This window comes from Lysinibacillus sp. FSL W8-0992 (assembly GCF_038008685.1).
GTDB lineage: Bacteria > Bacillota > Bacilli > Bacillales_A > Planococcaceae > Lysinibacillus.
Genome location: NZ_JBBOZQ010000001.1, coordinates 1,917,380 through 1,942,273, shown reverse-complemented (window position 1 = coordinate 1,942,273; position 24,894 = coordinate 1,917,380). Strand labels below are relative to the sequence as shown.

20 protein-coding genes and 1 other annotated feature are annotated in these 24,894 nt (G+C 37.0%); of the genes, 12 read left to right on the top strand and 8 right to left on the bottom strand.

Annotation, left to right across the window (positions count from 1 at the left end; all coding sequences use genetic code 11):
- Window positions 1–207 precede the first annotated feature (207 nt).
- The 5 genes from NSQ74_RS09670 (at window position 208) to NSQ74_RS09650 (ending at window position 5,437) form a co-directional block, all read left to right on the top strand.
- A complete protein-coding gene (locus tag NSQ74_RS09670) occupies window positions 208–1,251 on the top strand; it encodes a DctP family TRAP transporter solute-binding subunit (RefSeq protein WP_340822964.1) in 1,044 nt (347 codons plus the stop codon).
- Between the two features lie 56 nt (window positions 1,252–1,307).
- Window positions 1,308–2,354 (top strand): DctP family TRAP transporter solute-binding subunit, encoded by a 1,047-nt coding sequence (locus NSQ74_RS09665; RefSeq protein ID WP_340822961.1) that lies wholly within the window; start codon window positions 1,308–1,310, stop codon window positions 2,352–2,354.
- A gap of 126 nt (window positions 2,355–2,480) precedes the next feature.
- Entirely contained in the window at window positions 2,481–2,978 is a 498-nt protein-coding gene (locus NSQ74_RS09660) for a TRAP transporter small permease (protein ID WP_340822959.1), read from the top strand.
- Window positions 2,959–4,227, top strand: a complete 1,269-nt coding sequence (locus tag NSQ74_RS09655; RefSeq protein ID WP_340822957.1) for a TRAP transporter large permease — start codon at window positions 2,959–2,961, stop codon at window positions 4,225–4,227. Before NSQ74_RS09660 ends, NSQ74_RS09655 begins: the two co-directional genes overlap by 20 nt.
- Window positions 4,228–4,237: 10 nt before the next feature.
- Window positions 4,238–5,437 (top strand): MFS transporter, encoded by a 1,200-nt coding sequence (locus tag NSQ74_RS09650; protein WP_340822955.1) that lies wholly within the window; start codon window positions 4,238–4,240, stop codon window positions 5,435–5,437.
- Between the two features lie 914 nt (window positions 5,438–6,351).
- On the opposite strand, the gene NSQ74_RS09645 is transcribed toward NSQ74_RS09650, so the two are convergent.
- The 4 genes from NSQ74_RS09645 to NSQ74_RS09630 all read right to left on the bottom strand — a co-directional run bounded on the left by NSQ74_RS09645 (window position 6,352) and on the right by NSQ74_RS09630 (window position 11,598).
- Window positions 6,352–7,242, bottom strand: a complete 891-nt coding sequence (locus NSQ74_RS09645) for a DMT family transporter (protein ID WP_340822954.1) — start codon at window positions 7,240–7,242, stop codon at window positions 6,352–6,354.
- Window positions 7,243–7,518: 276 nt separating this feature from the next.
- Entirely contained in the window at window positions 7,519–8,730 is a 1,212-nt protein-coding gene (locus tag NSQ74_RS09640) for an amidohydrolase (RefSeq protein WP_340822952.1), read from the bottom strand.
- Window positions 8,727–9,977, bottom strand: a complete 1,251-nt coding sequence (locus NSQ74_RS09635; RefSeq protein ID WP_340822950.1) for an amidohydrolase family protein — start codon at window positions 9,975–9,977, stop codon at window positions 8,727–8,729. The genes NSQ74_RS09640 and NSQ74_RS09635 overlap by 4 nt, the downstream gene beginning before the upstream one ends.
- Before the next feature lie 61 nt (window positions 9,978–10,038).
- A complete protein-coding gene (locus NSQ74_RS09630; protein ID WP_340822948.1) occupies window positions 10,039–11,598 on the bottom strand; it encodes a glutathione ABC transporter substrate-binding protein in 1,560 nt (519 codons plus the stop codon).
- A gap of 180 nt (window positions 11,599–11,778) precedes the next feature.
- Between NSQ74_RS09630 and nikC the strand changes: the two genes are divergently transcribed.
- Genes nikC through NSQ74_RS09595 form a run of 7 tightly spaced genes read left to right on the top strand, consistent with a single transcriptional unit; the run spans window position 11,779 to window position 18,426 of the window.
- Entirely contained in the window at window positions 11,779–12,681 is a 903-nt protein-coding gene (gene nikC / locus NSQ74_RS09625) for a nickel transporter permease (protein ID WP_340822946.1), read from the top strand.
- Between the two features lie 14 nt (window positions 12,682–12,695).
- Window positions 12,696–13,616, top strand: a complete 921-nt coding sequence (gene nikB, locus NSQ74_RS09620; RefSeq protein WP_340822945.1) for a nickel ABC transporter permease — start codon at window positions 12,696–12,698, stop codon at window positions 13,614–13,616.
- A 13-nt stretch (window positions 13,617–13,629) separates the two neighbouring features.
- Window positions 13,630–14,643 carry an ABC transporter ATP-binding protein gene (locus tag NSQ74_RS09615; RefSeq protein ID WP_340822943.1) on the top strand — a complete coding sequence of 338 codons (1,014 nt, stop codon included), beginning with the start codon at window positions 13,630–13,632 and terminating at the stop codon, window positions 14,641–14,643.
- A complete protein-coding gene (locus NSQ74_RS09610; RefSeq protein ID WP_340822941.1) occupies window positions 14,640–15,632 on the top strand; it encodes an ABC transporter ATP-binding protein in 993 nt (330 codons plus the stop codon). The genes NSQ74_RS09615 and NSQ74_RS09610 overlap by 4 nt, the downstream gene beginning before the upstream one ends.
- Window positions 15,633–15,674: 42 nt before the next feature.
- Window positions 15,675–16,418 (top strand): sensor histidine kinase, encoded by a 744-nt coding sequence (locus NSQ74_RS09605; RefSeq protein ID WP_340822939.1) that lies wholly within the window; start codon window positions 15,675–15,677, stop codon window positions 16,416–16,418.
- Between the two features lie 38 nt (window positions 16,419–16,456).
- On the top strand, window positions 16,457–17,155 hold the full coding sequence (locus tag NSQ74_RS09600; protein ID WP_340822937.1) for a response regulator transcription factor: 699 nt from the start codon (window positions 16,457–16,459) through the stop codon (window positions 17,153–17,155).
- A gap of 5 nt (window positions 17,156–17,160) precedes the next feature.
- Window positions 17,161–18,426 (top strand): permease, encoded by a 1,266-nt coding sequence (locus tag NSQ74_RS09595; protein ID WP_340822936.1) that lies wholly within the window; start codon window positions 17,161–17,163, stop codon window positions 18,424–18,426.
- Window positions 18,427–18,487: 61 nt separating this feature from the next.
- Here NSQ74_RS09595 and NSQ74_RS09590 read toward each other — a convergent pair whose 3' ends face one another.
- The 4 genes from NSQ74_RS09590 to leuS all read right to left on the bottom strand — a co-directional run bounded on the left by NSQ74_RS09590 (window position 18,488) and on the right by leuS (window position 24,472).
- Entirely contained in the window at window positions 18,488–19,426 is a 939-nt protein-coding gene (locus tag NSQ74_RS09590; protein ID WP_340822935.1) for a hypothetical protein, read from the bottom strand.
- Window positions 19,413–19,934 carry a sigma-70 family RNA polymerase sigma factor gene (locus NSQ74_RS09585; RefSeq protein ID WP_340822934.1) on the bottom strand — a complete coding sequence of 174 codons (522 nt, stop codon included), beginning with the start codon at window positions 19,932–19,934 and terminating at the stop codon, window positions 19,413–19,415. The genes NSQ74_RS09590 and NSQ74_RS09585 overlap by 14 nt, the downstream gene beginning before the upstream one ends.
- 140 nt (window positions 19,935–20,074) lie before the next feature.
- Window positions 20,075–21,826, bottom strand: a complete 1,752-nt coding sequence (locus tag NSQ74_RS09580; RefSeq protein WP_340822932.1) for a methyl-accepting chemotaxis protein — start codon at window positions 21,824–21,826, stop codon at window positions 20,075–20,077.
- 228 nt (window positions 21,827–22,054) lie between these two features.
- Window positions 22,055–24,472, bottom strand: a complete 2,418-nt coding sequence (leuS, locus tag NSQ74_RS09575) for a leucine--tRNA ligase (protein ID WP_340822930.1) — start codon at window positions 24,470–24,472, stop codon at window positions 22,055–22,057.
- Window positions 24,473–24,562: 90 nt separating this feature from the next.
- Window positions 24,563–24,775, bottom strand: a binding site (T-box leader).
- Window positions 24,776–24,894 lie beyond the last annotated feature (119 nt).

The following is a 24,894-nucleotide window of genomic DNA, read 5'->3' as shown; positions in this document are numbered from 1 at the left end:
TTAGCAGATTCTTTTTTTATATAGAAGCAACCCTACTTGAATTTACAAAAATAGCAATGTAGCCGTTTTGTAACAGTTTTTCAAAATAATAAATTGTTATATACCATAAATACCAAAATGTTCATTAATACCATAATATTGTGTATTTTAATATTTACAATAGAATAAGAAGCGTTCACATCTTAAATAGATTAGAGGTGAATTTGTATGTGGCGCAATCATATTAACAAGCAATTTGTTAGCGTTCTCATTTTACTGACAGTTCTGTTAGTTTCCTGTCAGCAACAAGATTTTCCTACTGATAATGAGCAGTTAAGTCATGAAGAACAAATTGTCATTCGATTTTCACATGTAGTTGGTGAAAACACACCAAAAGGAATGGCGGCAATCAAATTTGCCGAACTTATTAAGCAGCGCAGTAACGGTCATGTAGAAATTCAGGTCTTTCCAAATGGGGTTCTTTATAAAGACGGTGAAGAAATGAATGCACTTTTACGTGGAGATATTCAAATGATCGCACCAGCTATTTCAAAAATTACAACGCTCGTACCTGAGTGGTCAGTTATGGACTTACCCTATGCATTTAAAAATGCAGAAGAAGTGCATACATACGTTGATAGTGATGTTGGTCAATCTTTAATGAAGAAATTAAATGACCATAATCTGTTTTCAATCGGAGTTTGGGATAGCGGGTTTAAACAGTTTAGTAATAGTATCCGCCCTATTCATGATATCACTGACTTGAAAAACTTACGCATGCGTATTATGCCAAGTGATATTTTAGCAGAGCAGTTTTCTAGTGTTGGCGCCTACCCAAAGAGAATAGATTTCAATACCGTTTTCCATCAATTACAAAAAGGAAATGTAGATGGACAAGAAAATACACTCACGAATATTACTAGTAAAAATCTACATTCCCTACAAGACTACTTAACAATTAGTAATCATGGTTATTTAGGTTATTTACTACTCATGAACAATGAATTTTGGCAGTCCTTACCGAAGGATGTTCAAACATTGCTTATCGATACACTTGCAGAGGTACAGGAATGGGAATGGCAACTTGCAGAAAATCTTACAGCAGAACGTTTGCAAGAAATGGAAGCTTGTAATTGCATCAATATTCATTATTTCACGGATGAGGATGTTAAGAAATGGGAGTCAGCATTTGAACCAGTCTATGATTATTACGCCAAAAGTTATAGCAAGAAATACATACTTGCGCTGCCAAAAAACCAATCACGTCACTAACTTGGGTTTAAAGGGGATCCTTTTAACTATAATCAAAACTTTAAGGGGGATTTGAATTGAAAAAATGGCTTTTAATGTCACTTATAACTGTGCTTATGCTTGCATTAGCTGCATGTAGTGGCGATAAAAAAGAAGCAGCTTCTGCTCCAGCAGCTGATGGAGATGGTGGCTATACAAAAGAAAAACCACTTGTTATAAAATTTTCTCACGTAACATCAATTGATAGTGTTAAAGGGAAAGCTTCTGAAGCTTTTGCAAAATTAGTGGATGAGAAAACAGATGGTAAAGTAAAAGTTGAAGTTTATCCATCATCTCAATTATATGGCGATAATGACGAGCTTGATGCTTTAGTATCTGGAAACGTACATATGATTGCACCATCTGTTACAAAAATGGTGAAAATTGACCCTCGTTGGCAGTACGTGGACATGCCTTACCTTTTTGAAGATGAAGAGCATGCTCGCAAGTTCTTTGAATCTGATGTAGCAAAGACAATTCTTGAATCAGATCAATTAGCAGCAAATGATATTAAAGGTTTAGTATTCTGGGAAAATGGCTTTAAACATTTTTCAAATAACAAACATCCGCTTGTCAATGTTGAAGATTTTAAAGGTTTAAAATTCCGTGCACAGGCAGGTAAAGTACTTGAAGCACAATTTAAAGCTTTACATGCTGGCTCAGCTACGATTTCATTCGGTGAGACATATGCTGCTCTTCAACAAGGAACAGTTGATGGACAAGAAAACACATTCAACAACTTCGATACACAAAAATACCAAGAAGTTCAAAAGTACTTCTCAGTATCTGAACACGGTCGTCTTGACTATGCAATCTTTGTTAACAAACCATTCTGGGAAAAAATCCCTGTTGATTTATTGAAAGCAGTTGAGGATTCTTTAGCTGAAGCTACAACTTTAGCATGGGAATTAGCTGCTGAAGAAAACGCAAAATCGTTTGAAAACATTAAGAACTCTGGTATTGAAGTGATTGAATTAACATCTGCTCAAAAAGACGCTATTAAAGCTGAGCTTGAGCCAGTTTACGAAGAGTTCGGTAAAGCTATTACGGAAGAATTAATTAATGGTATTCGTGATTTGAAATAAGTTCTTTAGACTGAGTGTCGATAAGTAATCGACACTCACTCTTTTTCTTAAAGTAAATCGCTTACAATCCCGTTTTACTTTATAGGAGAAAAATCTTATCATCTTATATTTTAAGGAGGCATCAGGATGAATGTTTTACATAAAGTATGGGGCTATTTAGAGGAAATTCTTGCTGGATTCTTTTTCGTAGCTGGTATTGCACTAATCTTCTACGGTGTAATGATGCGTTATATTTTTAACGAACCTCAAGCTTGGGTAGAAGAATTAGCACGTTACGCAATTATTTGGGGAACGTTTCTTGGCTTCGGTTTAGCACTTCGTCACAATCAGCACATCCAAGTAGATATTTTATACGATAAATTAAAACCATCAAATAAACGCATTTTAGATTTAGTCGCAACAAGTTTAAGTATCGTATTTTGTTTAATTTATACGTACTTTGGATTTGTATTAGTTGAGAATCGCTATACATCAGGTATGGTATCACTTGATATCGGCATTCCAATGTGGGTTGTCTACTTAGTACTACCGATTTCAGGCGTTTTATTTTTACTAAGATTCGTAGAAAGATTAGTCAATATTATACGAGGAAAGGACGAAGAATATGCTAATCCTCTTACTTAGTTTCTTTGTTTTATTATTTTTACGTGTACCTGTCGCAGTTAGCTTAGCACTTTCAACGATTTTAGTGTTCTTCCAAATCGACTTTAATATGAATATGATTCCACAGCGAATTTTTACAGCGCTAGATTCATTCCCGATGATGGCCATTCCAGGATTCGTTCTTGCTGGTGTGCTCATGGCACGTGGTGGAATTTCTAAATATTTAATAGAGGCATTACGTGCTTGGATTGGTCACCTGCCTGGAGGACTTGCAGTCGTAACAATCGTTGCCTGTGCTATTTTCGCAGCGATTTCAGGTTCTTCACCTGCAACAGCCGCTGCAATCGGTTCAATTATGGTTCCTGCGATGATTTCTGCAGGCTATAAAAAGCGATACTCAATGGGGCTTGTTGCAGCTGGTGGTACGCTAGGAATTTTAATACCTCCAAGTGTTCCGTTAATCATTTATGGTATTACATCCGAACAATCCATTGGTGAATTGTTCATGGCTGGTGTTATTCCTGGTCTTGCGTTAACAGGCATTTTGATTGTTGCTGCTATCTTCTATGCAAAGCGCAATGGTTTCAAAGGAGATGAGCCTGCCTCTTGGGAAGAACGTGGCCGTAAATCATTAAAAGCCATTTGGGGTGGTTTCTTACCGTTCTTAATTTTAGGAACTATCTATTCTGGTGTTGTAACACCTACTGAGTCAGCAGTTATTGCCGTATTTTATGGTTTATTAGTATCACTATTCATTTATCGTGAAATGAAGTTAAAAGACTTTCGTGAAGTATTAGTAGAGTCCATTAATATTACAGCGATGATTTTCTTAATTATCGGTGCAGCTTCACTATTCGGTTTATATTTAACGAACGCACAAGTTCCTCAGCAAGTTGGTGCTTGGATTGCAGAGAGTGATTTAAATAAATGGATTTTCATGATTGTCGTGAATGTTTTATTCTTTATTATGGGTATGTTCTTAGAAGCCGTTTCAATTATTTTAATTACATTACCAATATTGCTACCAATTCTTGTCCACTTCGATATCAACCTTATTCACTTTGCAATTATTATGACAATCAATATGGAACTAGGTATGATTACACCTCCAGTAGGTCTGAATCTTTTCGTGGTAAGTGGTATTGCGAAGGAAAAACTCGGAGAAGTTGTCAAAGGGGTTATTCCATTTATTATTTTAATGATTGTGTTCTTAGCTATCGTAGTTGTACTTCCACAATTGTCGCTTTGGTTACCAGAGCAAATGAAGTAAGGGCTTCCTTATGGACAGTGGCACAAAGGGGTATTCCATTCAAGATCGTCAATTTTGGCAGATTATTATTAGTTTAGGAGGAGCATCGGTTTTTGTTTTTGCCGCGATGTATTCAGTTCAACCATTGCTCCCCTTTTTTACAGAACAGTTTCATGTCTCAGTTTCATTTGCTAGCCTTGCAGTTTCGATTACGACGATATCGGTTATTATCGGATTAATTGTTTTAGGGTTTTTATCGGATCGACATGGAAGAATTCTTTTTATAAGACTATCAATCATTCTGACTGTCATTCCTTTTCTATTTATGCCATTAACTGATTCTTTTGTAACCATTATACTATTACGCTTTATTCAAGGCTTTGCTATTGCTGGTGTTCCTGCTGCGGCACTCGCCTATATTAGCGAAGAGATTGATAGCCAGTCAATGGGATTTGCTACCTCTCTCTATATTTCATGTAATGCGCTAGGAGGAACGATTGGCCGTTTGTTAATGGGCTATGTAACTGAACACTATTCTTGGGAGACAGCGTTTAGTTCACTAGCTTTGTTAGGTATAGCAATTTTTATAATGGTGTTGCTTACACTTCCGAAATCAAGAAATTTTACTGTCAACAATCGTACGATTTCAAAAGATTTACAAGGCTTTTGGCTCCATCTAAAAAATCCAAAACTGCTTATCTTGTTCGGACTAGGCATTGTACTCCAAACATCCTTTAGTGGTATGTGGTCCTTCATTCCGTATTACTTAATAGAGCCGCCCTTTTCGCTATCATTAAAAATGATTTCATTTATTTTTTTAGCGTATAGCTTAGGTATCGTCGGATCACCTATTGCCAGCTCACTTGCAGAAAAAAAAGGCATTAATCGCGTTCGAACATATGGCGTGTTTTTATTAGTTAGTGGAATAATCCTAACATTAAACGATTCACTCATTATCGTAATTGTGGGACTTTGCATTGCATGTTTAGGCTTTTTCACCGCCCATGCCTTAACATCAGCAACCGTTAGTCGTACAGCTATCCACCAAAAAGGCAGTGCGGCAAGCCTGTATCTCGTTTCTTATTATATTGGTGTTGCTTGTGGAAGTACGTTACTCAGTCCGATATGGCTACATTTTAATTGGTTGGGTATCGCCATCACAACCGTTTTCCTTCCTATAATATATATACTGTTTCTAAATTACACATTGCATAAAAAAGATACACAGTAATTTTAGTGCCATGTACCTACAAAAGTACCAGGCACTCAAATTCCAAGAAAAAATCCACGTAGACTCCTGCGGGAACGCACAGAACGTAAGACGCAACAAACCGCGCGTTAGCGAGGGTTGCGGCTTACGTGTGTGCCCGCGGAAAGCGCAGTGAATTTTTACGCTTTAGGAGCCGGTATTATGCTAGGAATCTAAGAGAGGTGCCAGGCACTCAAACAATTTACCAGGATGTTTTATGACTTAACAAGTAAAAATCCATGTAGACTCCTGCGGGAACGCACAGAACGTAAGACGCAACACACCGCGGTTAGCGAACGGTTGTGACTTACGTATGTGCCCGCGGAAATCGCAGTGGATTTTTACGCTTTAGGAGCCGGTATTATGCTAGGAATCTAAGAGAGGTGCCAGGCACTCAAACAATTTACCAGGATGTTTTATGACTTACCAAGTAAAAATCCATGTAGACTTCCTCTGGCTTACGATGTGCCCGCGGAAAGCGCCCGCCCGTAGTGGAAATCAACGGTGGCAATAGTTCTTATTTAGAATACGCTTAGTGCCAGGCACTCAAACAATTTTTAACTCTAGCACTGCTAGTAGGGTATTTTATTAATTTCCGAGTAAAAATCCACGTAGACTCCTGCGGGAACGCACAGAACGTAAGACGCAACAAACCGCGCGTTAGCGAGGGTTGCGGCTTACGTGTGTGCCCGCGGAAAGCGCAGTGAATTTTTACGCTTTAGGAGCCGGTTTTATGCTAGGAATCTAAGAGAGGTACCAGGCACTCAAACAATTTACAAAGATAGTCGTGTGTTTTATGACTTACCATGTAAAAATCCATGTAGACTCCTGTGGCTTACGTTGTGCCCGCGGAAAGCGCCCGCCCGTAGCGGAAATCAACGATAGCAATAGCCCTCTTATTTATAAACTAACCCCTTTATTTCTTTATAGTAAATACAAAGGATTATTCCTAATAGAATCAACAAAGAACCGTAAATTTGGATGCTAGTTGGCAGCTGATTTAAAATAATAGCACTTAGAATCATCGCGATAGCTGGTTCAAAATTTAACAAAAGCGATGCATTTGTCGACCCTATTTCTTTCATTTTTCTATTCCACATTAAATTACTAATTCCATGAATAACGATAGCTGAAATAATTAGCAGTAACCAATATGGAAATGCCACTTGCATATTCTTTTGGGCTACTATAGATGCTCCGAATGGCATGAGAACAATTAGACCAATCAAGTTTGTATAAAAAGTAATAGCCGCCGCAGAAATTCTTGCGCTAAGGTCATTTACAATAATTAGGAAAAGTGCAAAACTTAACATCGTAATCAAGCTTAAAATTTCACCTTTACCGATTGAAATGCCGATAAATGCTCCTTTTGTAATAATCATTGAAACGCCAACTATTGAAATAATAGCACCAATCCAAAAAATACTATTTCGATATTCTTTATAGATTATTTTATTAAGTAACGACGTAACAATCGGTGCACAAGCTAAAATGAGAGCTGCTGTTATTGGAGTAGTATGCTGAAGACTTGCATAAAAACTATAGTGATTAATCGCAACACCTAAAATGCCAGCTACAATTAATAATAAAATATCGCGGCGCGTAACGGATAAATGGATGATAAATCGCCAACTTATACACCCTAAAAATAGAACAATTACAATCAGTCTGTAAATGGAAATCACTATAGGATCCCAATGATGAATTAAAATAGCGCCAATAATAAAGTTACTAGCCCAAAAAAATACACAGCTAAATAAAATCATGTATGTTGTTAGTTGTTTCATTTATTGCTCCTTCTCACATGAAAAATAATCATTTACATCTCTGCGCAATTACGGCGAGATTTTTTTCTTGATTCAGCCGGAGTTTGAACCCCACTGATAAAACATTTGCTACAAATTAAAAAAACCGCTTCGCCTTCCTTTGCCAGTATCGCTTTCACCATGAAAGCGATACTTCAGCATAGGAATGTAAGTGGATTTTCGTCTATATAAAATTATTTAAGGGGGATAATTTTATTATTAGCACGGCACAATTTCAGTATGCCTCTCCAATTATGTTTAACGAATAAATTTTCCTTTAGACATGACAGTACGATCTAAAGGTCTTCTTGCAATGACTTCGGCGCTTGAAACTGCGTCAAAAAATACGAAACTTGCTTCATCGTTAATATTTGGCCAAACTTTCTGACCATTTGTATCTAATGGCGTAATACCATTTGTAATGTATTTCAATGTTTGACGTATGGAACGTTCATCTAGTTTTCGAGAAATGTCTGCAAAAGTAGTTACTTTTTCTAAAATATCTCCAGAACCATATGGGCTCCATGAATCAAAAAATCCATCACAACCAAAATGCACATCGACTCCATGCTCTGACAGTAAATCGATTGGTGGCATCACACGGTTGATATTATATGGCACTGTAGACATGATTTTCACCTGTTGCTGTGCAAGACGATTTGCAATATTATGTTGCTCCATAATAGAAACATCACCTAATGCAAAGGCATGACTTATAGCTGTTCTGCCTTGGTAATTTGTCTCTTCGACTATATCAAGCCACTTATCTATTGTATAGTAGCCAACGTGACCGCCATCATGTAAATGAATATCAACATCGACATTAAATTCATGGGCAATATCCATTGTTTCGTATAGAGAACGCTCAATAGTATTATCGATTCCAGCCGGATCAAGTCCACCAATCATTGTAGCACCGTTGCGTAATGCTTCACGTAGTAACTGTGGCACATTATCTCTTAGTAAGCCGTGCTGCGGAAAAGCGATTACCTCGGCTGTCACAATATCTTTATAATCATCTAACGCTGCTAATACACCCTCTAAGTTTTTTAACCCTATATACGGATCAATATTTACATGGGTACGTATATGATTCGTTCCGTTGTTAATAATTTTTTCAATCATTGAAACAGCACGCTGCTTTCCTGTATGCGCTAAAATAGGTAGCTCCCTTGCTTCTTGCTCCAATCGATCTTTTAAATTTTTTGATGGTATTACTGCCTTCCAAGGTAATGATAAATAGGTTTTATCTAAATGATTATGCATTTCCTTAAAAGCAGGTAAAAGGAGCTTGCCCTTCATATCTGTAGCGTTTTGCGACGCATCGATTGCTTGTGTTGCTGGAATAATTTGCGAAATTAAACCTTCCGTAATTTCAATGTTGAAAAGCTCAACCTTTGTACCAACTGTATTATTATCTTTTATATACTCGCCTGTTTCAAGTAGAACGTTTGTAAGCCACTGCTTCATCTGAATTCTCCTTTCAACTCTCCTACTTCCTGCTGGTGAATAATTTTGCCTTGTGAAATGACTGTAGAGATTGGACATCTTCTAGCTACAACATGTGCCGTACTAACGCCATCTACTAGCAGCATATTAGCAACATCACCAGCCTTTGGCCATACACGCTCACCCTCATCGTTCAAAGGTGTTATACCGCCAGAAGCATATTTCCATGCACGACTTAAAGAATATTCATCCATGAAACGGAATCTTTCAGCCATAACATTTAATTTTGTAATTGTGTTGCCTGTGCCATATGGGGACCAATGATCTGTTAAACTATCATGCCCTACTGAAACCTTAACCCCTTTTTCATATAAATATGGAATCGGAATTGTTGAACGATTAATAGCAATTGGTACCGTTGTTGTCACATCCATTTGGACAGAAGCCATTGCTTGTACAAGATTTTCTAGTTGTGGCTGCGCTAAATCAGCCAGTGCCATCGCATGACTAATTGTCACTTGTCCCTCTTTTTTGGCCTGCTTTGTCAAATCAATCAGTTTATAAAACTCAAATTCTCCCAATGTATTGGCTGTATGAATATGAATATCGATGCCAGTGTTATAATCTTGTGCAATTTGCATTGTTGTTTGGAGTGATTTTTCAATATTGCGATCAACAATCGATGGATCAACACCTCCAACTAACGTTGCCCCCATTGTCATTGCCTCTCGGATTAACCCTTCTACATTTGAACGAAGAAGACCATGCTGTGGAAAAGCAACAATATCATACGTAATTTGTTCCTTATATTTTTCTAACACTTGCTTTGTAATTTCGATATGCTTTGTGCCAATTTGTGGATCAACATTACAATGGGAACGAATATGTGTATGCCCCTGTGCAATAAGCCATTTCACCATCTCCTCGGCACGATAAGCTGCCGTCGGCAATTGCTTCGGTAAAAGTGTCTGCTCTTCCTCAATACGTGTTAATATTCCTTTTGTTATTGGTCTAGGCGCTTGCCATTCACCACCAAAATACGTTTTATCGATATGAATATGCATTTCGCGGAAGGAAGGTACTAATAATTGATGTTGTGCATCCAACACCTCAATATCTTCGGTCACAACTATATTTTTATCTACCTTTTTTACATGTCCATCTTCAATTAGGACATCATAAATTGCAGTACGAGTTGCAACAATGTGCTCTTTTTCATGTTCAAAAGCTTCTTCCAGTCTCACATTTTTTAGCAATAGTGTGCTCATAGTTTACTCTCCTAATTAGTATTTTGATGTTTGTTTCACTAAACAGGTACAACGAATGTACTTACTGGACAATTTCTACTCCGCTAACCATTGTGTAATTTGATGCATCTAACCAAAAGCCCTTTACTCCATTACTATAAACTGCTAAATGCTCGTAATTTCGAACAGGAATATATACCGCTTCATCTAGCTCTAATTGCATCGCTTTTTTGTAGATTTCATTACGAGTAGCTTGGTCTGATTCAGTACGTCCTTCTTCTATTAACTTATCAATTTCTGGATTACTATAATAGAAGTGATTTCCTGGTGCGCCCATTGAAGCTGTATGGAACAGATTGTATTGGTTATAATCAGCGTCACCCGTAGCATTACCCCAGCCACTAATAAATATTTGATGCTGTTCTTTCGTAATTTCTGAAATAAATGCACCGTATTCCATTACTTGAATTTCAACATCTAAGCCAATCCCTTTTAATTGAGATTGCACAACCTCAGCCATATTAATGCGTTCTTTGCGATCACTTGTCAGTAATTTGATTTTAGTGCCTTCTTTAATTCCTGCCTCTTTTAACAGTTGCTTCGCCTTTACAACATCATAATCATATGCCTTCGTTTCACTTGAATAACCAATAACCTTCGGACTCATTGCTGAATTTGCAAGTGTACCTACATTATTATAAATTCCACTAATAATTGCCTCGCGGTCAACTGCATAGCTAATAGCCTGACGTACTTTGACATTTGATAATAATGAATCTTTTACATTAAAACCGATAAACTCAACGGCAAGTCCTTCTGTGCGGAATAAATTCATCGTTGAAGAATTTTCAATTCTGGCAATATCCGTCACAGGGACTTGGTCGGCAATATGCGCTTCACCGCTTTCAATCATAGCTAAACGTGTTGAATCTTCAGGTACAATTTTAAATGTCACTTTATCAATCTTCGGTACAGTACCCCAATAATCCTTATTTGTATTTAATGTAATTGCTTGACCAGATTTCCACGACTCAAAAATAAATGGACCCGTACCCACTGGATTTGTCGCAAGCTGATCTGCTGATTCACTAATTGCTTTCGGGCTAATAATGCTACCTTCTTGGCTCGCTAAAATAGAAAGAAGCGGTGCATAAGGATTTTTTAATTTTAATGTCACAACATACGTATCATCAACAACAACTTCGCTAATCATAGATAGCTTATCGCGTTGTGGTGAACCTGTCGCTGGATCTAAAATTCGATTGAATGTCGCTTTTACAGCCTCTGCATTAAACTCTTCACCATCATGAAACTTAATGCCTTCATTTAAAGTAAATGTCCACGTTAACTCGTCCTTTTGCTCCCATGATTTTGCTAGTAACGGAACAATTTTTCGATCTCTATCAAAAGCTACTAACGTTTCATAGACTTTACCATGAATAATATTTGCTGAAGGAATATCCGTTATAAAGTGCGGGTCAAGACTAGTAGCATCTGAAGCTCTTAATACGATAAGTTCCCCTCCAACACTTTTAGATCCTTCCTTGGAGCCCTCCGTACTATTATTACTTGCAGTCGAACAAGCTTGCAAAATAAAGACAGTCATAAGCGCTAAAAATAAAAACACTTTCATTCTCTTCATAAATTACTCCTCCTTGTTAAATTGTTGCTTACATTTCGAATTATAAAGAAATAAAATTTACTTGTTTTTTAAAATCTTTACTTGTTTTTTAAATTTTCTGACTAATAGCTTCTAAAACATTTACTTTCTGTGCTCTTTTCAATAAATTGATATCACATCTAAAAAAAAGGAGAAATCATTATGGAGAAAGTAACTACAACGATAGATCATTCGATTTTATCGGATGCACGCAAAGCATCTCGGAAAAAAAATATGATCAGTTTTCTCAACAAAATTAAAAAAAATAAAGCGGCTGTTGCAGGTGGTATTATTATTGTTCTTTATTTAATTATGTTTCTTATCGGGCCTATCATTGCTCCTTACGATCCATACGATGTGCAATTGGATCAGAAATTACAAGCACCTAGTTTGGATCATCTCATGGGTACGGATGATAAAGGCCGTGATATTTTTAGTCGCATATTATATGGCTCACGCCTATCAATTGGTGTTGGTTTTTCAGCCGTACTTTTTGGTGGAACGATTGGCACGTTATTAGGGCTTGTTGCTGGCTATTACGGCAGATGGATTGACTCTATTATTAGTCGTATTTTAGATATCATGCTAGCTTTCCCTGGTATTTTACTAGCTTTGGCAATTGTCAGTGCATTAGGTCCAAGCCTGATTAACGTTACAATTGCTGTTGGCTTTTTCTCAATACCTATGTTCGCTCGTATCGTACGTGGTTCTACGATGGAAGTTAAAAAATTGGAATACATTGATGCTGTTAGAACACTTGGTGCGAACGATGTGACGATTTTAGCGAAGCATGTTTTCCCTAATATTTTATCACCAATTATTGTACAAGCATCTATGCGCTTAGCTACCGCCATTTTATCTGCAGCTGGCTTATCATTTTTAGGTTTAGGTGCTCAGCCTCCATCACCAGAATGGGGAGCAATGCTCTCTAACGGTAGAGACTTTATTTTTACTGCTCCATATATGGCGATGTTCCCTGGACTGATGATTTCGATACTTGTACTTGGCTTTAACTTATTTGGAGATGGTTTGCGCGATGCACTTGATCCAAGAATGAAAAATTAAAGGAGTGTAGCGATATGACACTATTTATCTTAAAACGAATTGTGCAAATTGTCCCTGTGACATTAGGTGTAACCCTCGTTGTATTTTTAATTATGCAGATGATACCAGGTGATCCTGCATTAATATTAGCTGGTGAAGGTGCTTCCAATGAAACGGTTGAAGAGTTACGCGAGAATTTAGGGTTGAACAAGCCTTTATATGTTCAATACGGTGAATATATAAACAATCTTTTACATGGTGATATGGGGAATTCTTTAAAAAATAAGCAGCCCGTTCTTGAGGAAATTACGGCGCGTTTACCGATTACAATTGAGCTTGCGATATACAGCATTTTAATCACCATTGTGTTAGGTCTTATTGCCGGCATTATTTCAGCAATACGTCCCTATTCTATTTTAGATGTTGGATTAATGATTGTTGCGCTACTCGGTATTTCTTTGCCAAGCTTTTGGCTTGGAATTTTATTAATGTATGTATTTTCAGTACAGCTACATTGGCTGCCTGTAGCGGGATGGGAAAGTGCAAAACATATTATTTTGCCAGCCATCACACTCGGTGCTGGGGGTGCTGCCATCGTAGCCCGTATGACGCGCTCCAGTATGCTTGAAGTTGTCAATCAAGATTACATCCGTACAGCAAAAGCAAAAGGTTTAAAAGGCTATGTTATTATTCTAAAACACGCATTACGTAATGCATTAATACCTGTTATAACAGTAGTAGGATTACAGTTTGGTACTTTACTTGGTGGAACAGTATTAGTAGAATCTGTTTTTGCTGTGAACGGCCTTGGCCGAATGATAGTTGATGCTATTCGTACTCGAGATATACCAATTGTGCAAGGTGGCGTACTAGTTGCTTCATTAATATTTGTTGTTATCAATCTATTTGTCGATATTTTATACAGAATATTTAATAAACGAATTGATTTAAATTAGGGGGGACATGAACATGAAACGAGATACGGTATTGGAAGTAAAAAACTTACAAACATATTTTTATTCCAGTGAAGGGGTCGCAAAGGCTGTAGATGGTGTGTCATTTACACTTCATAAAGGAGAAACGTTAGGAATTGTTGGTGAATCAGGATGCGGAAAATCAATGACCTCACTCTCCCTCCTAAGATTAGTACCTTCACCACCAGGTAAAATCATTAATGGTGAAATACTACTAAACAATACAGATTTACTGAAATTATCAGAAGAAGAGCTACGGAAAATAAGAGGCAATAAAATATCGATGATTTTTCAGGAGCCTATGACGAGCCTAAACCCCGTATTAACAGTTGGTGAACAAATTGCTGAGACAATACGCTTACATCAAGGTTTGTCGCGCAAAGAAGCATGGCAACAGGCAGTTGAAATGATTCGTCTTGTCGGCATACCTGCACCAGAAAAAAGAGCAAAACAGGAGCCTTATCAACTAAGTGGCGGGATGCGACAGCGCATTATGATTGCGATGGCTTTAGCTTGTACACCAGATGTATTAATTGCTGACGAGCCAACAACAGCGCTTGATGTGACGATTCAAGCACAGATTATCGATATTATTAGAAACTTGCAACAACAATTAGGGATGAGCATTATTTTTATTACACATGATCTCGGTGTAGTGGCTGAAATTTGCGATAAAATTGCGGTGATGTACGCGGGTCAAGTAGTAGAAGAAGGTTCTACAGATAGCCTTTTTGCAAAGCCTCTTCATCCTTATACAAATGGCTTAATTCAATCACTACCAAAGCTTTATGAAGATCAAGAAGAGCTATCGACGATTCACGGCACTGTACCAAGTCCATATCACTATCCAAACGGCTGTCGTTATGCTGAACGCTGTCCATTTGCAACTGAGCTATGTCATGCACAGCAACCAGAGCTCATTACGATAGAATCGGATAAAAAGGTAAGATGCTGGATGTATAGCGAACAATGGCAAGGAGAATCAGCGATGGAGGAGATGATGGTATGACAATGAATGAAAATATGCAACCATTATTACAAGTAAACGAGTTAAAACAGCATTTTTTCTTGAAAAAAGAAAGACTTTTTGGTTCACAACAAGTTGTAAAAGCTGTAGATGGTGTTTCTTTCAATATTATGCCAGGTGAAACGCTAAGCATCGTTGGTGAATCGGGCTGTGGGAAATCGACAACAGGTCGTGCTATTTTACGATTGGATGAACCGACATCTGGTGAAGTATTATTGTTCGGCAAAAACTTAGTAGAAATGAACAAAAAAGAACTGCGAGCGGCAAGAAAAGATATTCAAATTATTTTTCAGGACCCTTACGCTTCCCTCAATCCGCGAAGAACGATTCGTAAAATGCTGACGGAGGCCATGTCTATCCAAAAAATTGTACCGCCAGAGCAGCAGGAATCTCGTATGCTAGAATTAATGTCACTCGTTGGTTTACGTCCAGAATATCTCGAGCGCTATCCACATGAATTTTCTGGCGGGCAACGACAACGTATTGGTATAGCAAGAGCACTTGCAGTCAATCCAAAAATTATTATTTGTGATGAATCGGTTTCAGCTTTAGACGTGTCCATTCAAGCTCAAATTTTAAATTTACTTAAAAAACTACAACGCGATTTGGATTTAACGTTTTTATTTATCTCTCATGATTTAAGTGTCGTTCGACATATATCTGATCGTGTCATGGTAATGTATCTCGGAAAAGTCGTCGAAATAGCCGACAAGCATTCCCTTTTCTCTCAGCCGCTTCACCCTTATACAAAAGCACTTTTTTCGTCTATACCAATTATCGACAAGCAGCATCGTAAGGAACGCATTATTTTGAAGGGAGATATTCCATCCCCTCTTAATCCACCTACAGGTTGTAGCTTTCACACACGCTGTCCATTTGCAACCGACAGATGTAAAGTTGAAATTCCAGCGTTGCGGGAAATAAATGCCACACATAAGGTAGCTTGCCATTTTGCAGAAAATTTAGTTTAATGTAACTTACACTTATATAAAACTGGAGAGGTCATTTTCATTATGTTACAACTAGAAACATTCAACATATATATTCTCCTATGTGTAATTGCTCCAATTATTGGAGCTTTTCTGCTTACATTTATATTTATTTTTGAAAAACAGATTGATAGTCTTGAAGAAGAAAAAAGACATTTGGAGCTAGAGCAGGATTTACAGCGTGCGAATATCCTTCAACTCAACCAACAAATACAGCCACACTTCTTTTTTAATGCCTTAAATTCTTTGTTAAGTCTAGCCCGCATTAATCGTAAAGAAGATTTGGTTGCGGGTATTGAAGCTTTAGCAACGTTTTTTAAATTTAAATATAATGATCACGATGTCTTAATTGCCTTAAAAAATGAGGTCCAATTTGTTGAAAGCTATTTAAATATTCAGCAGCTACGCTTCGGGCATCGTTTAACGATAAACAAATTTATCGATAATGATGCTCTTTCAGTAAAAATACCTCCGTTTATTTTTCAAACGATTATTGAAAATGCCTTTAAACATGGATTTGAGAAGCATGTAGGACCTGCCGAGCTGTCTATTTATATAAAAAAATTGGACAACATTTTATTGATTGAAATAAAAAATACACAGCCAATCGATACGGCACTTAATCATACCGAAGATGAATTGCAGCAAGGCTACGGACTTGAAAATGTTCAAAAACGTCTCCAACTTATATATGGACTTGAAAATATTTTATTTTCAACCATTAGCGAGGAGCAACTTTATACCGTTACTATTCATGTTCCTGCGTAAGCAATAAAAGTAGATCCTAAAGGAAAGGATGAAGCAACATGAATATATTAATCGCCGATGACGAGCCATTAGAATTAGAACAAATGATTTATTTATTAAAGCCACATTTTCCAAATTGGAAATTCCACACTGCTCTAGATGCTTCTCAAGCACTACAATTAGCGAAAAAGCATCGTATGACCATCGCCTTTTTAGATATTCAAATGCCTGGAAAGGATGGTATAACATTAAGCAAGGAATTAAAAAATCTTTATGAATTAGATATTATTATGGTCACTGCATTTCAAACCTTTGAATACGCACAAAAGGCTTTACGAATCGGAGTGACTGATTATTTAACAAAGCCTGTTATTGCTAGTGAATTAAACGATATTGTCGAAAAATATAAGGCTTGGAGCTCCAACCATGATGCAATTCAAAGTGCACTTTCTTATATTCATGAAAATTATCACGAAAAACTTACGCTCAATATTATAGCTGAAAAAATACATTTAAATCCAAGCTATTTAAGCCGTAAATTTTTAGAGGAGCAATCAATCGGCATTAACGAGTATATTAATAATTATCGCTTAGAAATTGCTATTAAGAAGATGAATGAAAACATGGAAGCTAGTATGTCTACTATTGCAGAAAGCTGTGGCTTTAATAGTCAGCATTATTTCAGTGTAGCTTTTAAGAAAAAATATAATCAGTCTCCACGACAATACAAAGTATCACAAAAATATAAAGGTCAGTAAAAAATATGTATTTTAAAAAACTTTCACTTCTTGTACCGCTTGCAAGTTTAAGTACAACAGCTGGCGTCATCATATTATTAGCAAGATGGATTAGTGGTAATTTTTTATTATCTTCCCCATCCGCACTTATTTCTTATGGTTTTATGGCAGGTATTTGTTATACATTAGCAACAGCCATTTCGTTTATCGTGCTAGGTTCTTTTTTAAATAAAAGTGGCTATTCACAAAGCCAACACCAACAAAGTTTTCTAATGATGAAAATGCAGGACAAACTAAGTGGTATGAACTTAAAAGTTGTACGGCTGTTTTACTTACTAACAGGCATAGAAATATGGCTTATTCAATTCATTAGCATTAGTGTATTATCAACCATTATGTTCAATATACCAGTGCCGATTACTTTAGCAATGTTTCTAATTGGCATGCTATTATTGGACCGATTAATGTCTTTAAAGGGGATATTATGGCTAGATACGTTGTTTATTATTATGTTATTTTCTCTCCTCATATTTATCCCTATTTTTTATTTTGTGCAAAATGGAGCCAGTACGGTTTATGAAGGAATTCGTTTATACCATCCGTATTTATTTTACTTTAAAAACAGTGAAATTCTGTTGTTTTATGTTGTAATCCAATTAGCTATTTTAGGACAAGTGTTATTTGATAAGTCTACTTGGTATTTGATTGCCTTTATCAAACCTAAAAAAGTACGCCGTAGCCTATTTTCTTCAGGTGTCGTTTTAGCGTTATTAACGTTGTCCTTTACAGCAATCTTAATGATTGCACTGTATAGTGGCTCATACGGCCAATTTCAAATTTTAGTGCTAACATTTTTATATGAGGTACAGCCAGGTTTGCTTACATTTGCTTTCCTTGTAATTACGCTTTTAGCAATTGTGACAACACTACTTGTAGAAATGCGAGCAACAAAACGCTTCTTTACTACACGTAGACCTTATTATTACTATTTGATAGGCTTAATGCTGCTATTATTTAGTCTATTTATATCAATCAAAATAACTATTTTAGGCGTCATTTATAGCTTTGCGTTTATCCATATCACAATGTTGCCGTTTATCATTATTCTTTTATTTACGAAGCGAACGATTCATAAACATAGTTGGTTAGCGATATTGCTCTCTATTATGATTGGCATTATTGTTGGCCTCTATTTTAGTGCTCTATACGGTCTAGCTGTAAGCTTTATCATCTCTTGCATTTATCAATTTATGCTTCAGCAGGCTAGACGTTTTCCATCAGCAGACGGCTAGCCTCCATATACAAATACAAAAAAGATGCTTCGCAAACTAGCGAAACATCTTTTTTCTGTTTTTAAACCCAAATGACAAAAGCGATAAATACAATAAACGAAAAAATTGTAGTTGTTAATGCCAAGTAATGCCTTTTTTCATGTCGCCCAAAATAATATTCGATTGCTGTATTAATCAACAATAATATAAAAATAAGCGTAAAATCAGCAGCAATATATATAATCCAACCTTTTAGATTAAATGTAGCAAACGCAATAAAGTTTATGAACTTAAAAATAAAAACCGTGCGTCGATGGTTGTCACTTACATACTTCGGCTCTTTTGGGATGTTAAATTTCCAACGAACCGCCCTATCAGCTACCCAACCTATTAGTATAATACCGCCGATCCATATAAGAAATGCTATAAAGTTAAATTCAATATCCTGAAAATCGAAGTCTGCAAATGCTAATGTAGCCTCCTCATCATTGACTTTATAAAACTGATTGGTCTTTACATCGAGAAAGGCGATTTGTTCATTATTTTTTAACATTTTTAGCTTAACTGCTTGCCCATTACTAAATTCTATCCAAAAATCTCGAACTACATAATAATCATCCGATTTCTGTGCTACAACTGCCTTCTGAAGTATGCTTTCTAGAAGCTTCGTGTCAGCCCCTTTTAAGTACTCTTGTTGCCCTATAACCCAACCTATTCTACCAGCATTAAATGAATCTTCATCCCAATTTTGTACAATGGACAATTGTTGTATTTCTTCATTTTGCGCTAGTTCAACAATTGAAGCATGCTGAATATACTCTGTTCGTTGCCACGGTCCAACAGCGATTAAAAAAAGCAACGTCACTATTGCGCCTACTATAATTGTAGGGTACTGCCAACCGCCATATTGTTTGTGCCGATGATGTTGCTCCGCACGATGTACAATACGCTCCTGTAATGCTTTCGTAAAACGTGGTGCTTCTCCTATTTCCTCATTCAGCTTCTTTTTAAAAGATGTCATCTCCTAGCACCTCCCAATCACTTCGTTCGAGTTTGTCTTGTAGCATTTTCCTTGCTCTACGTAACCTTGTTTTTACTGTATTTTCAGTACAACCAAGCACATCTGCTATTTCACGTACTTTTAATTCCTGATAATAATAAAGAATTAACACTTCCCTATAAGAAATGGGTAACTCAAATAAAGCTGCTTTCAACGTCACTCGTTCATCTGCTTTGATGAGATCTATTTCTGGAGTCCTTTTACTTACACCAAAATGAAGCTTGCCAAATAATTGATGGCGTTTATTTTTCCAGCTTCTTAAATAATCATGACTTTTATGTACTGTAATTTTTACTAAATAGGTTTTAAGCGAAGCTCTTTGTTCAAAGCGATCCTGTTGCAAGTAATAGGCGAGAAATACATCTTGCACAATTTCTTCAGCAATAGACCAGTCTCGCACATATAAATAAGCCACACGTAGGCAATATTCGCCGTGCTCTTCCATAATGGCTGTTAAATGCTCACTCACGAGAGCCCCCCCTTTTCCATTCATCCTATAGTCGTAAAATCTTTTAAGATAGTTTCACAAAAACGAAAAAAGTGCCCATATTTCGGACACTTTTTTCTTAACTATACTTTGGCAAATGTTGAAATCTCAACACAAGTCCCTTAAATTTTAAAATGATTAATAGCATCAAACATTTTTTTAGAGCTGTTTTCTAATTCTTCAACAACAGACTCTAAATCATGGACAATTGCCATTTGTTGGTCTGAAGCTTGTGCTACACTTTCCGCACGATTGGCATTCATAACTATTACATTATTCATTTGCTCAGCAGATGCTAATACTTCCTCTGAGCTTGCTGACATTTGCTCGATAATAGCCGAGTTTTCCTGTATTTCTTGGTTCACACTTTGCACACCTTGTAAGATCATTACTAATGCTTGGCCTATTTTACCTACTTCTTCGCTTCCATCTTTAACACTTGTAGCACTAGTCTGCATCTCTTCCAATGCTTTAGTTGTTGTAATGCTAAAACTTTGTAATTGATTTTGAATATTTTCAGCTGAAACACGAGACATTTCAGCTAATTTTCTTACTTCGTCAGCGACTACCGCAAACCCTTTTCCTGCCTCGCCTGCACGGGCTGCTTCAATCGCTGCATTTAATGCTAGTAAATTAGTTTGATCTGCGATACTTGTAATAACAGCTACCATTTCTTCAATAGAACGGAATTGTTTACCCATCTCCGTAACATGATCAGATGTAGCTAGTACCGATTTTTCAACTTGATGAATTTTAAATACAACATTTTCAGAATCTGCTACACCTGTTTGGACACGATCCGTAATATCGTTCGATGACTCCGCCACATTCGATGTAGCGTCTGCCATACGTTGAATTCCTGATACCATCTCCTCCATCGCACGAACAACTTCTTCATTGTTAGCACGTTGCTGTTCGCTACCACTTGCAATCGTCACAATACTACTCGCCACTTCACTGTTTGAACTACTCACCGTTCCCGTCGAAGTATGAATATTATCAATCGCCTGTTGTAAATTAACAGCTGTCCCATGAATCAAATGGAATGTTTCTTTTAATTTGTACATGGATTGTGTAAATGCTTTAGCAAAAGCAGAAATTTCATTGTTTCCTGCCACTTTAATCTCATCTAAGCCTTTTTCAGCACTGCGAATATCACCATCAGCGAATTGCTCTGCTACATCTTTTAAAACAACAAGAGGCTGTAATAAGCGATTTGTATAAAAGCGAATAATACCAATTAAAATTACTCCACCAATTAATAAAATAATAACAATATAAGGAATCGTATGTTTTAACACATCGCTTTGAACAGCCTGTACATCATTTGCCATCATGTCTACACCGACAAAAGCAACCGTATTTCCTGAACTATCTTTTAATGGTGTAATTGCTGACATTAAAGAACCGTATGTTTCACTTTTTTGTATTGCTGAATAATAGCCATTTTTATCAATAGCCTTTTGACCATCTTTATATGTAAGAACCTCAGATGGATCCCCCATAGCACCAGCCATTTCTTCATCTAACGGTAAACCGTCGACTAAAAATTTCAAATTTTCTCCCTCTGTTGGGGGATATAAAACATAAGCATATAAAAGACCATTATGTATACGTAATGTATTTAACTCTTCCCGCAAATCTTTATATAACGTTGACTTTGCATCATCTGAGTCAATTAATTTTTTATACGCCTCCACATCTACAAGTGAGGCGATTGTTTGTGCTTTCGTTACGCCATCACGACCTATTGCTCCTTCCACGGAATTATTCGTATTCATATATAAAATACCTATCACTAGTCCTACAATTAGGACTACCACAATACTAGCGAACAATAATACCTTATCGCTCAATCTCTGTGACTTTTTCATAAATATTCTCCTTTTCGCATCGTTTTCATTACTATATACATAGAGAATTTTAACCTTTATTAACGCCAAAAGATACATATTTTGCTATAAAAATCTAAAATAACATCTTTTTTACCTAAGTCTTGTCAAATCATGTCGCTTACTTTTCTAATTTACGATTGGCATTTTGGCGAAAAAAAAACCGTGAAGTACGCTATTGAAAAGCGTATTTCACGGTTTTTCCTATTTTTATTTAACAACGATATTAACAAGTTTACCTGGAATTACAATAATTTTTACCAAGTCTTTACCTGCCATATATTCTTGTACTTTTTCATCAGCTAATGCTACTTTTTCGATTTCTTCTTTTGAAGCATCTTTTGCAACGATGATTTTTGCACGTACTTTACCAGCCACTTGAACAGCAACTTCTACTTCATCGTCTACTAGTTTAGACGCATCGTATGCTGGCCATTGCTCGTAAGACAATGTTTCTTCATGACCTAACAGCTGCCATAGCTCCTCTGCGACATGTGGTGCAATTGGTGCTAGCATTTTCACAAACCCTTCAGCGTAAGCCGTTGGAATAACTTCTGCTTTGTAGCAATCATTAATGAATACCATCATTTGTGAAATGGCTGTATTGAAACGAATACCTTCGTAGTCTTCTGTCACTTTTTTCACTGTTTGGTGATATGACTTTTCTAGGAATTTATCGTCTGAAGTTTGAACCTTCGCTGATAATGTACCATCTTCCTCACTGACAAATAAACGCCAAATACGGTCTAGGAAACGACGAGCACCATCTAAGCCATTAGTAGACCATGCAACTGATGCTTCTAATGGACCCATGAACATTTCATAAAGGCGTAGTGTATCTGCACCGTGAGACTCAATAATCTCATCTGGGTTCACGACATTGCCTTTTGATTTAGACATTTTTTCATTACCTTCACCAAGAATCATGCCTTGGTTAAATAATTTTTGGAATGGCTCTTTCGTGTGAACAACACCTAGATCATATAGTACTTTGTGCCAGAAGCGTGCGTATAGTAAGTGCAATACTGCATGCTCTGCTCCTCCGATATAAATATCGACTGGTAACCAACGTTTTAGTAACTCTGGGTCAGCAATCGCTTCCGTATTGTTCGGATCAATATAACGTAAGAAGTACCAGCTTGAACCTGCCCATTGAGGCATTGTATTTGTTTCACGGCGACCCTTCATACCTGTTTCAGGATCTACAACATTTACCCAATCTGTAATATTAGCTAATGGAGATTCTCCTGTTCCTGATGGACGAATATTATCTGTTTTCGGAAGCATTAAAGGTAATTCTGCTTCTGGAACTGGAGTTGTTGTGCCATCTTCCCAATGAATCATTGGAATTGGCTCTCCCCAATAACGTTGACGAGAGAATAACCAGTCACGAAGACGATAAGATACTTTTTTCTCACCTACACCTTTTTCTTCTAACCATTCAATCGCTTTAGCAATACCATCTGCTTTATTTAAGCCGTCAAGGAAGTCAGAGTTAATGTGCTGACCGTCACCTGTAAATGCTTCTTTGTCGATGTCTCCACCTTCAAGCACAGCTACGATGTCTAAGCCGAACTCTTTGGCAAATTCATAATCACGTTCGTCGTGAGCAGGAACCGCCATAATAGCACCAGTGCCATACGTAGCTAACACATAATCAGCAATCCAAATCGGCACTTTTTTACCGTTAATAGGATTCACTGCATAAGCGCCAGTAAATACACCTGTTTTTTCTTTAGCTAAATCAGTACGCTCTAAATCCGATTTCATTTTTACCTTTTCAAGATACGCTTCTACAGCAGCTTGTTGTTCAGCTGTTGTAATTTCAGCTACTAGTTTATGCTCAGGTGCAAGTACTGTATAAGTAGCACCGAATAACGTATCAGGGCGTGTAGTAAATACCGTAAAGTTTTTATCTGTTCCTTCAATGCCAAATGTTACTTCAGCACCTTCAGAGCGTCCAATCCAGTTACGTTGCATATCTTTAATCGATTCTGGCCAATCAACTTCTTCTAAATCATCAATTAGACGATCCGCATAGGCAGTAATTTTCAGCATCCATTGTTTCATTGGGCGACGTTCTACCGGATGTCCTCCGCGCTCAGATTTTCCATCAATGACTTCTTCATTGGCAAGCACTGTACCTAATGCTGGGCACCAGTTTACAGCCACTTCATCTACATACGCTAAGCCTTTTTTATATAATTGAATGAATATCCATTGTGTCCATTTATAGTATTCAGGATCTGTTGTGTTAATTTCACGATCCCAATCATAGCTAAATCCTAGCTCTTGAATTTGACGCTTAAATGTTGCAATATTTTTTGCCGTAAATTCTGCTGGGTCATTCCCTGTATCTAATGCATATTGCTCTGCAGGTAAACCGAATGCATCCCATCCCATTGGATGTAAAACATTAAAGCCCTGCATACGTTTGAAACGTGAAAGGATATCTGTTGCTGTATACCCTTCAGGATGCCCTACGTGAAGTCCCGCTCCTGATGGATATGGGAACATATCAAGTGCATAAAATTTCGGTTTATCCGTTTCATTTTCTGTTTTGAATGTTTTGTTGACATCCCAATATTGCTGCCACTTTTTTTCAACTTGTTGATGATTAAAGCTCATAATATTTCCTCCTTATATATGTTCAATACCACTTATCGTAAGAATTGACAAAATATTTAAAAAATAAAAAAACTCGCCCCTTCCTTTGTCAGAAGGGACGAGAGCATTCTTATCTCCCGCGGTACCACCCAAATTAGTGATTACACTCGGCTCAAGCTTCCTTAACGCGGAAATGACGGCACACATAACACTTATGTACGCAGACTCAGCAGGCGAGTTCAATTTGCATCCCTACTAGCTTCCACCAACCGCTAGCTCTCTAAAAAGAACCACAAATTTACTATTCCTCATCAATGTCTTTACATGTATTGCATTTATTCTAATGGAAAGTCCTAAAAAGCACAAGCCTCTTTTTATCGGTGCCAGGCACGCACACAATTCACACACAATTAGCGAAAAAAATTATTTCCCATGATTTTTGG

Excerpts from the sequence above, each read along its gene's own strand:
- NSQ74_RS09650 (WP_340822955.1), top strand. The coding sequence starts at position 4,238 with ATGGACAGTGGCACAAAGGGGTATTCCATTCAAGATCGTCAATTTTGG.
- NSQ74_RS09645 (WP_340822954.1), bottom strand. The coding sequence starts at position 7,242 with ATGAAACAACTAACAACATACATGATTTTATTTAGCTGTGTATTTTTT.
- NSQ74_RS09635 (WP_340822950.1), bottom strand. The coding sequence starts at position 9,977 with ATGAGCACACTATTGCTAAAAAATGTGAGACTGGAAGAAGCTTTTGAA.
- nikC (WP_340822946.1), top strand. The coding sequence starts at position 11,779 with ATGGAGAAAGTAACTACAACGATAGATCATTCGATTTTATCGGATGCA.
- NSQ74_RS09580 (WP_340822932.1), bottom strand. The coding sequence starts at position 21,826 with ATGAAAAAGTCACAGAGATTGAGCGATAAGGTATTATTGTTCGCTAGT.
- NSQ74_RS09600 (WP_340822937.1), top strand. The coding sequence starts at position 16,457 with ATGAATATATTAATCGCCGATGACGAGCCATTAGAATTAGAACAAATG.
- NSQ74_RS09630 (WP_340822948.1), bottom strand. The coding sequence starts at position 11,598 with ATGAAGAGAATGAAAGTGTTTTTATTTTTAGCGCTTATGACTGTCTTT.
- NSQ74_RS09615 (WP_340822943.1), top strand. The coding sequence starts at position 13,630 with ATGAAACGAGATACGGTATTGGAAGTAAAAAACTTACAAACATATTTT.
- NSQ74_RS09670 (WP_340822964.1), top strand. The coding sequence starts at position 208 with ATGTGGCGCAATCATATTAACAAGCAATTTGTTAGCGTTCTCATTTTA.
- NSQ74_RS09610 (WP_340822941.1), top strand. The coding sequence starts at position 14,640 with ATGACAATGAATGAAAATATGCAACCATTATTACAAGTAAACGAGTTA.
- NSQ74_RS09595 (WP_340822936.1), top strand. The coding sequence starts at position 17,161 with ATGTATTTTAAAAAACTTTCACTTCTTGTACCGCTTGCAAGTTTAAGT.
- nikB (WP_340822945.1), top strand. The coding sequence starts at position 12,696 with ATGACACTATTTATCTTAAAACGAATTGTGCAAATTGTCCCTGTGACA.
- leuS (WP_340822930.1), bottom strand. The coding sequence starts at position 24,472 with ATGAGCTTTAATCATCAACAAGTTGAAAAAAAGTGGCAGCAATATTGG.
- NSQ74_RS09655 (WP_340822957.1), top strand. The coding sequence starts at position 2,959 with ATGCTAATCCTCTTACTTAGTTTCTTTGTTTTATTATTTTTACGTGTA.
- NSQ74_RS09605 (WP_340822939.1), top strand. The coding sequence starts at position 15,675 with ATGTTACAACTAGAAACATTCAACATATATATTCTCCTATGTGTAATT.
- NSQ74_RS09590 (WP_340822935.1), bottom strand. The coding sequence starts at position 19,426 with ATGACATCTTTTAAAAAGAAGCTGAATGAGGAAATAGGAGAAGCACCA.
- NSQ74_RS09640 (WP_340822952.1), bottom strand. The coding sequence starts at position 8,730 with ATGAAGCAGTGGCTTACAAACGTTCTACTTGAAACAGGCGAGTATATA.
- NSQ74_RS09660 (WP_340822959.1), top strand. The coding sequence starts at position 2,481 with ATGAATGTTTTACATAAAGTATGGGGCTATTTAGAGGAAATTCTTGCT.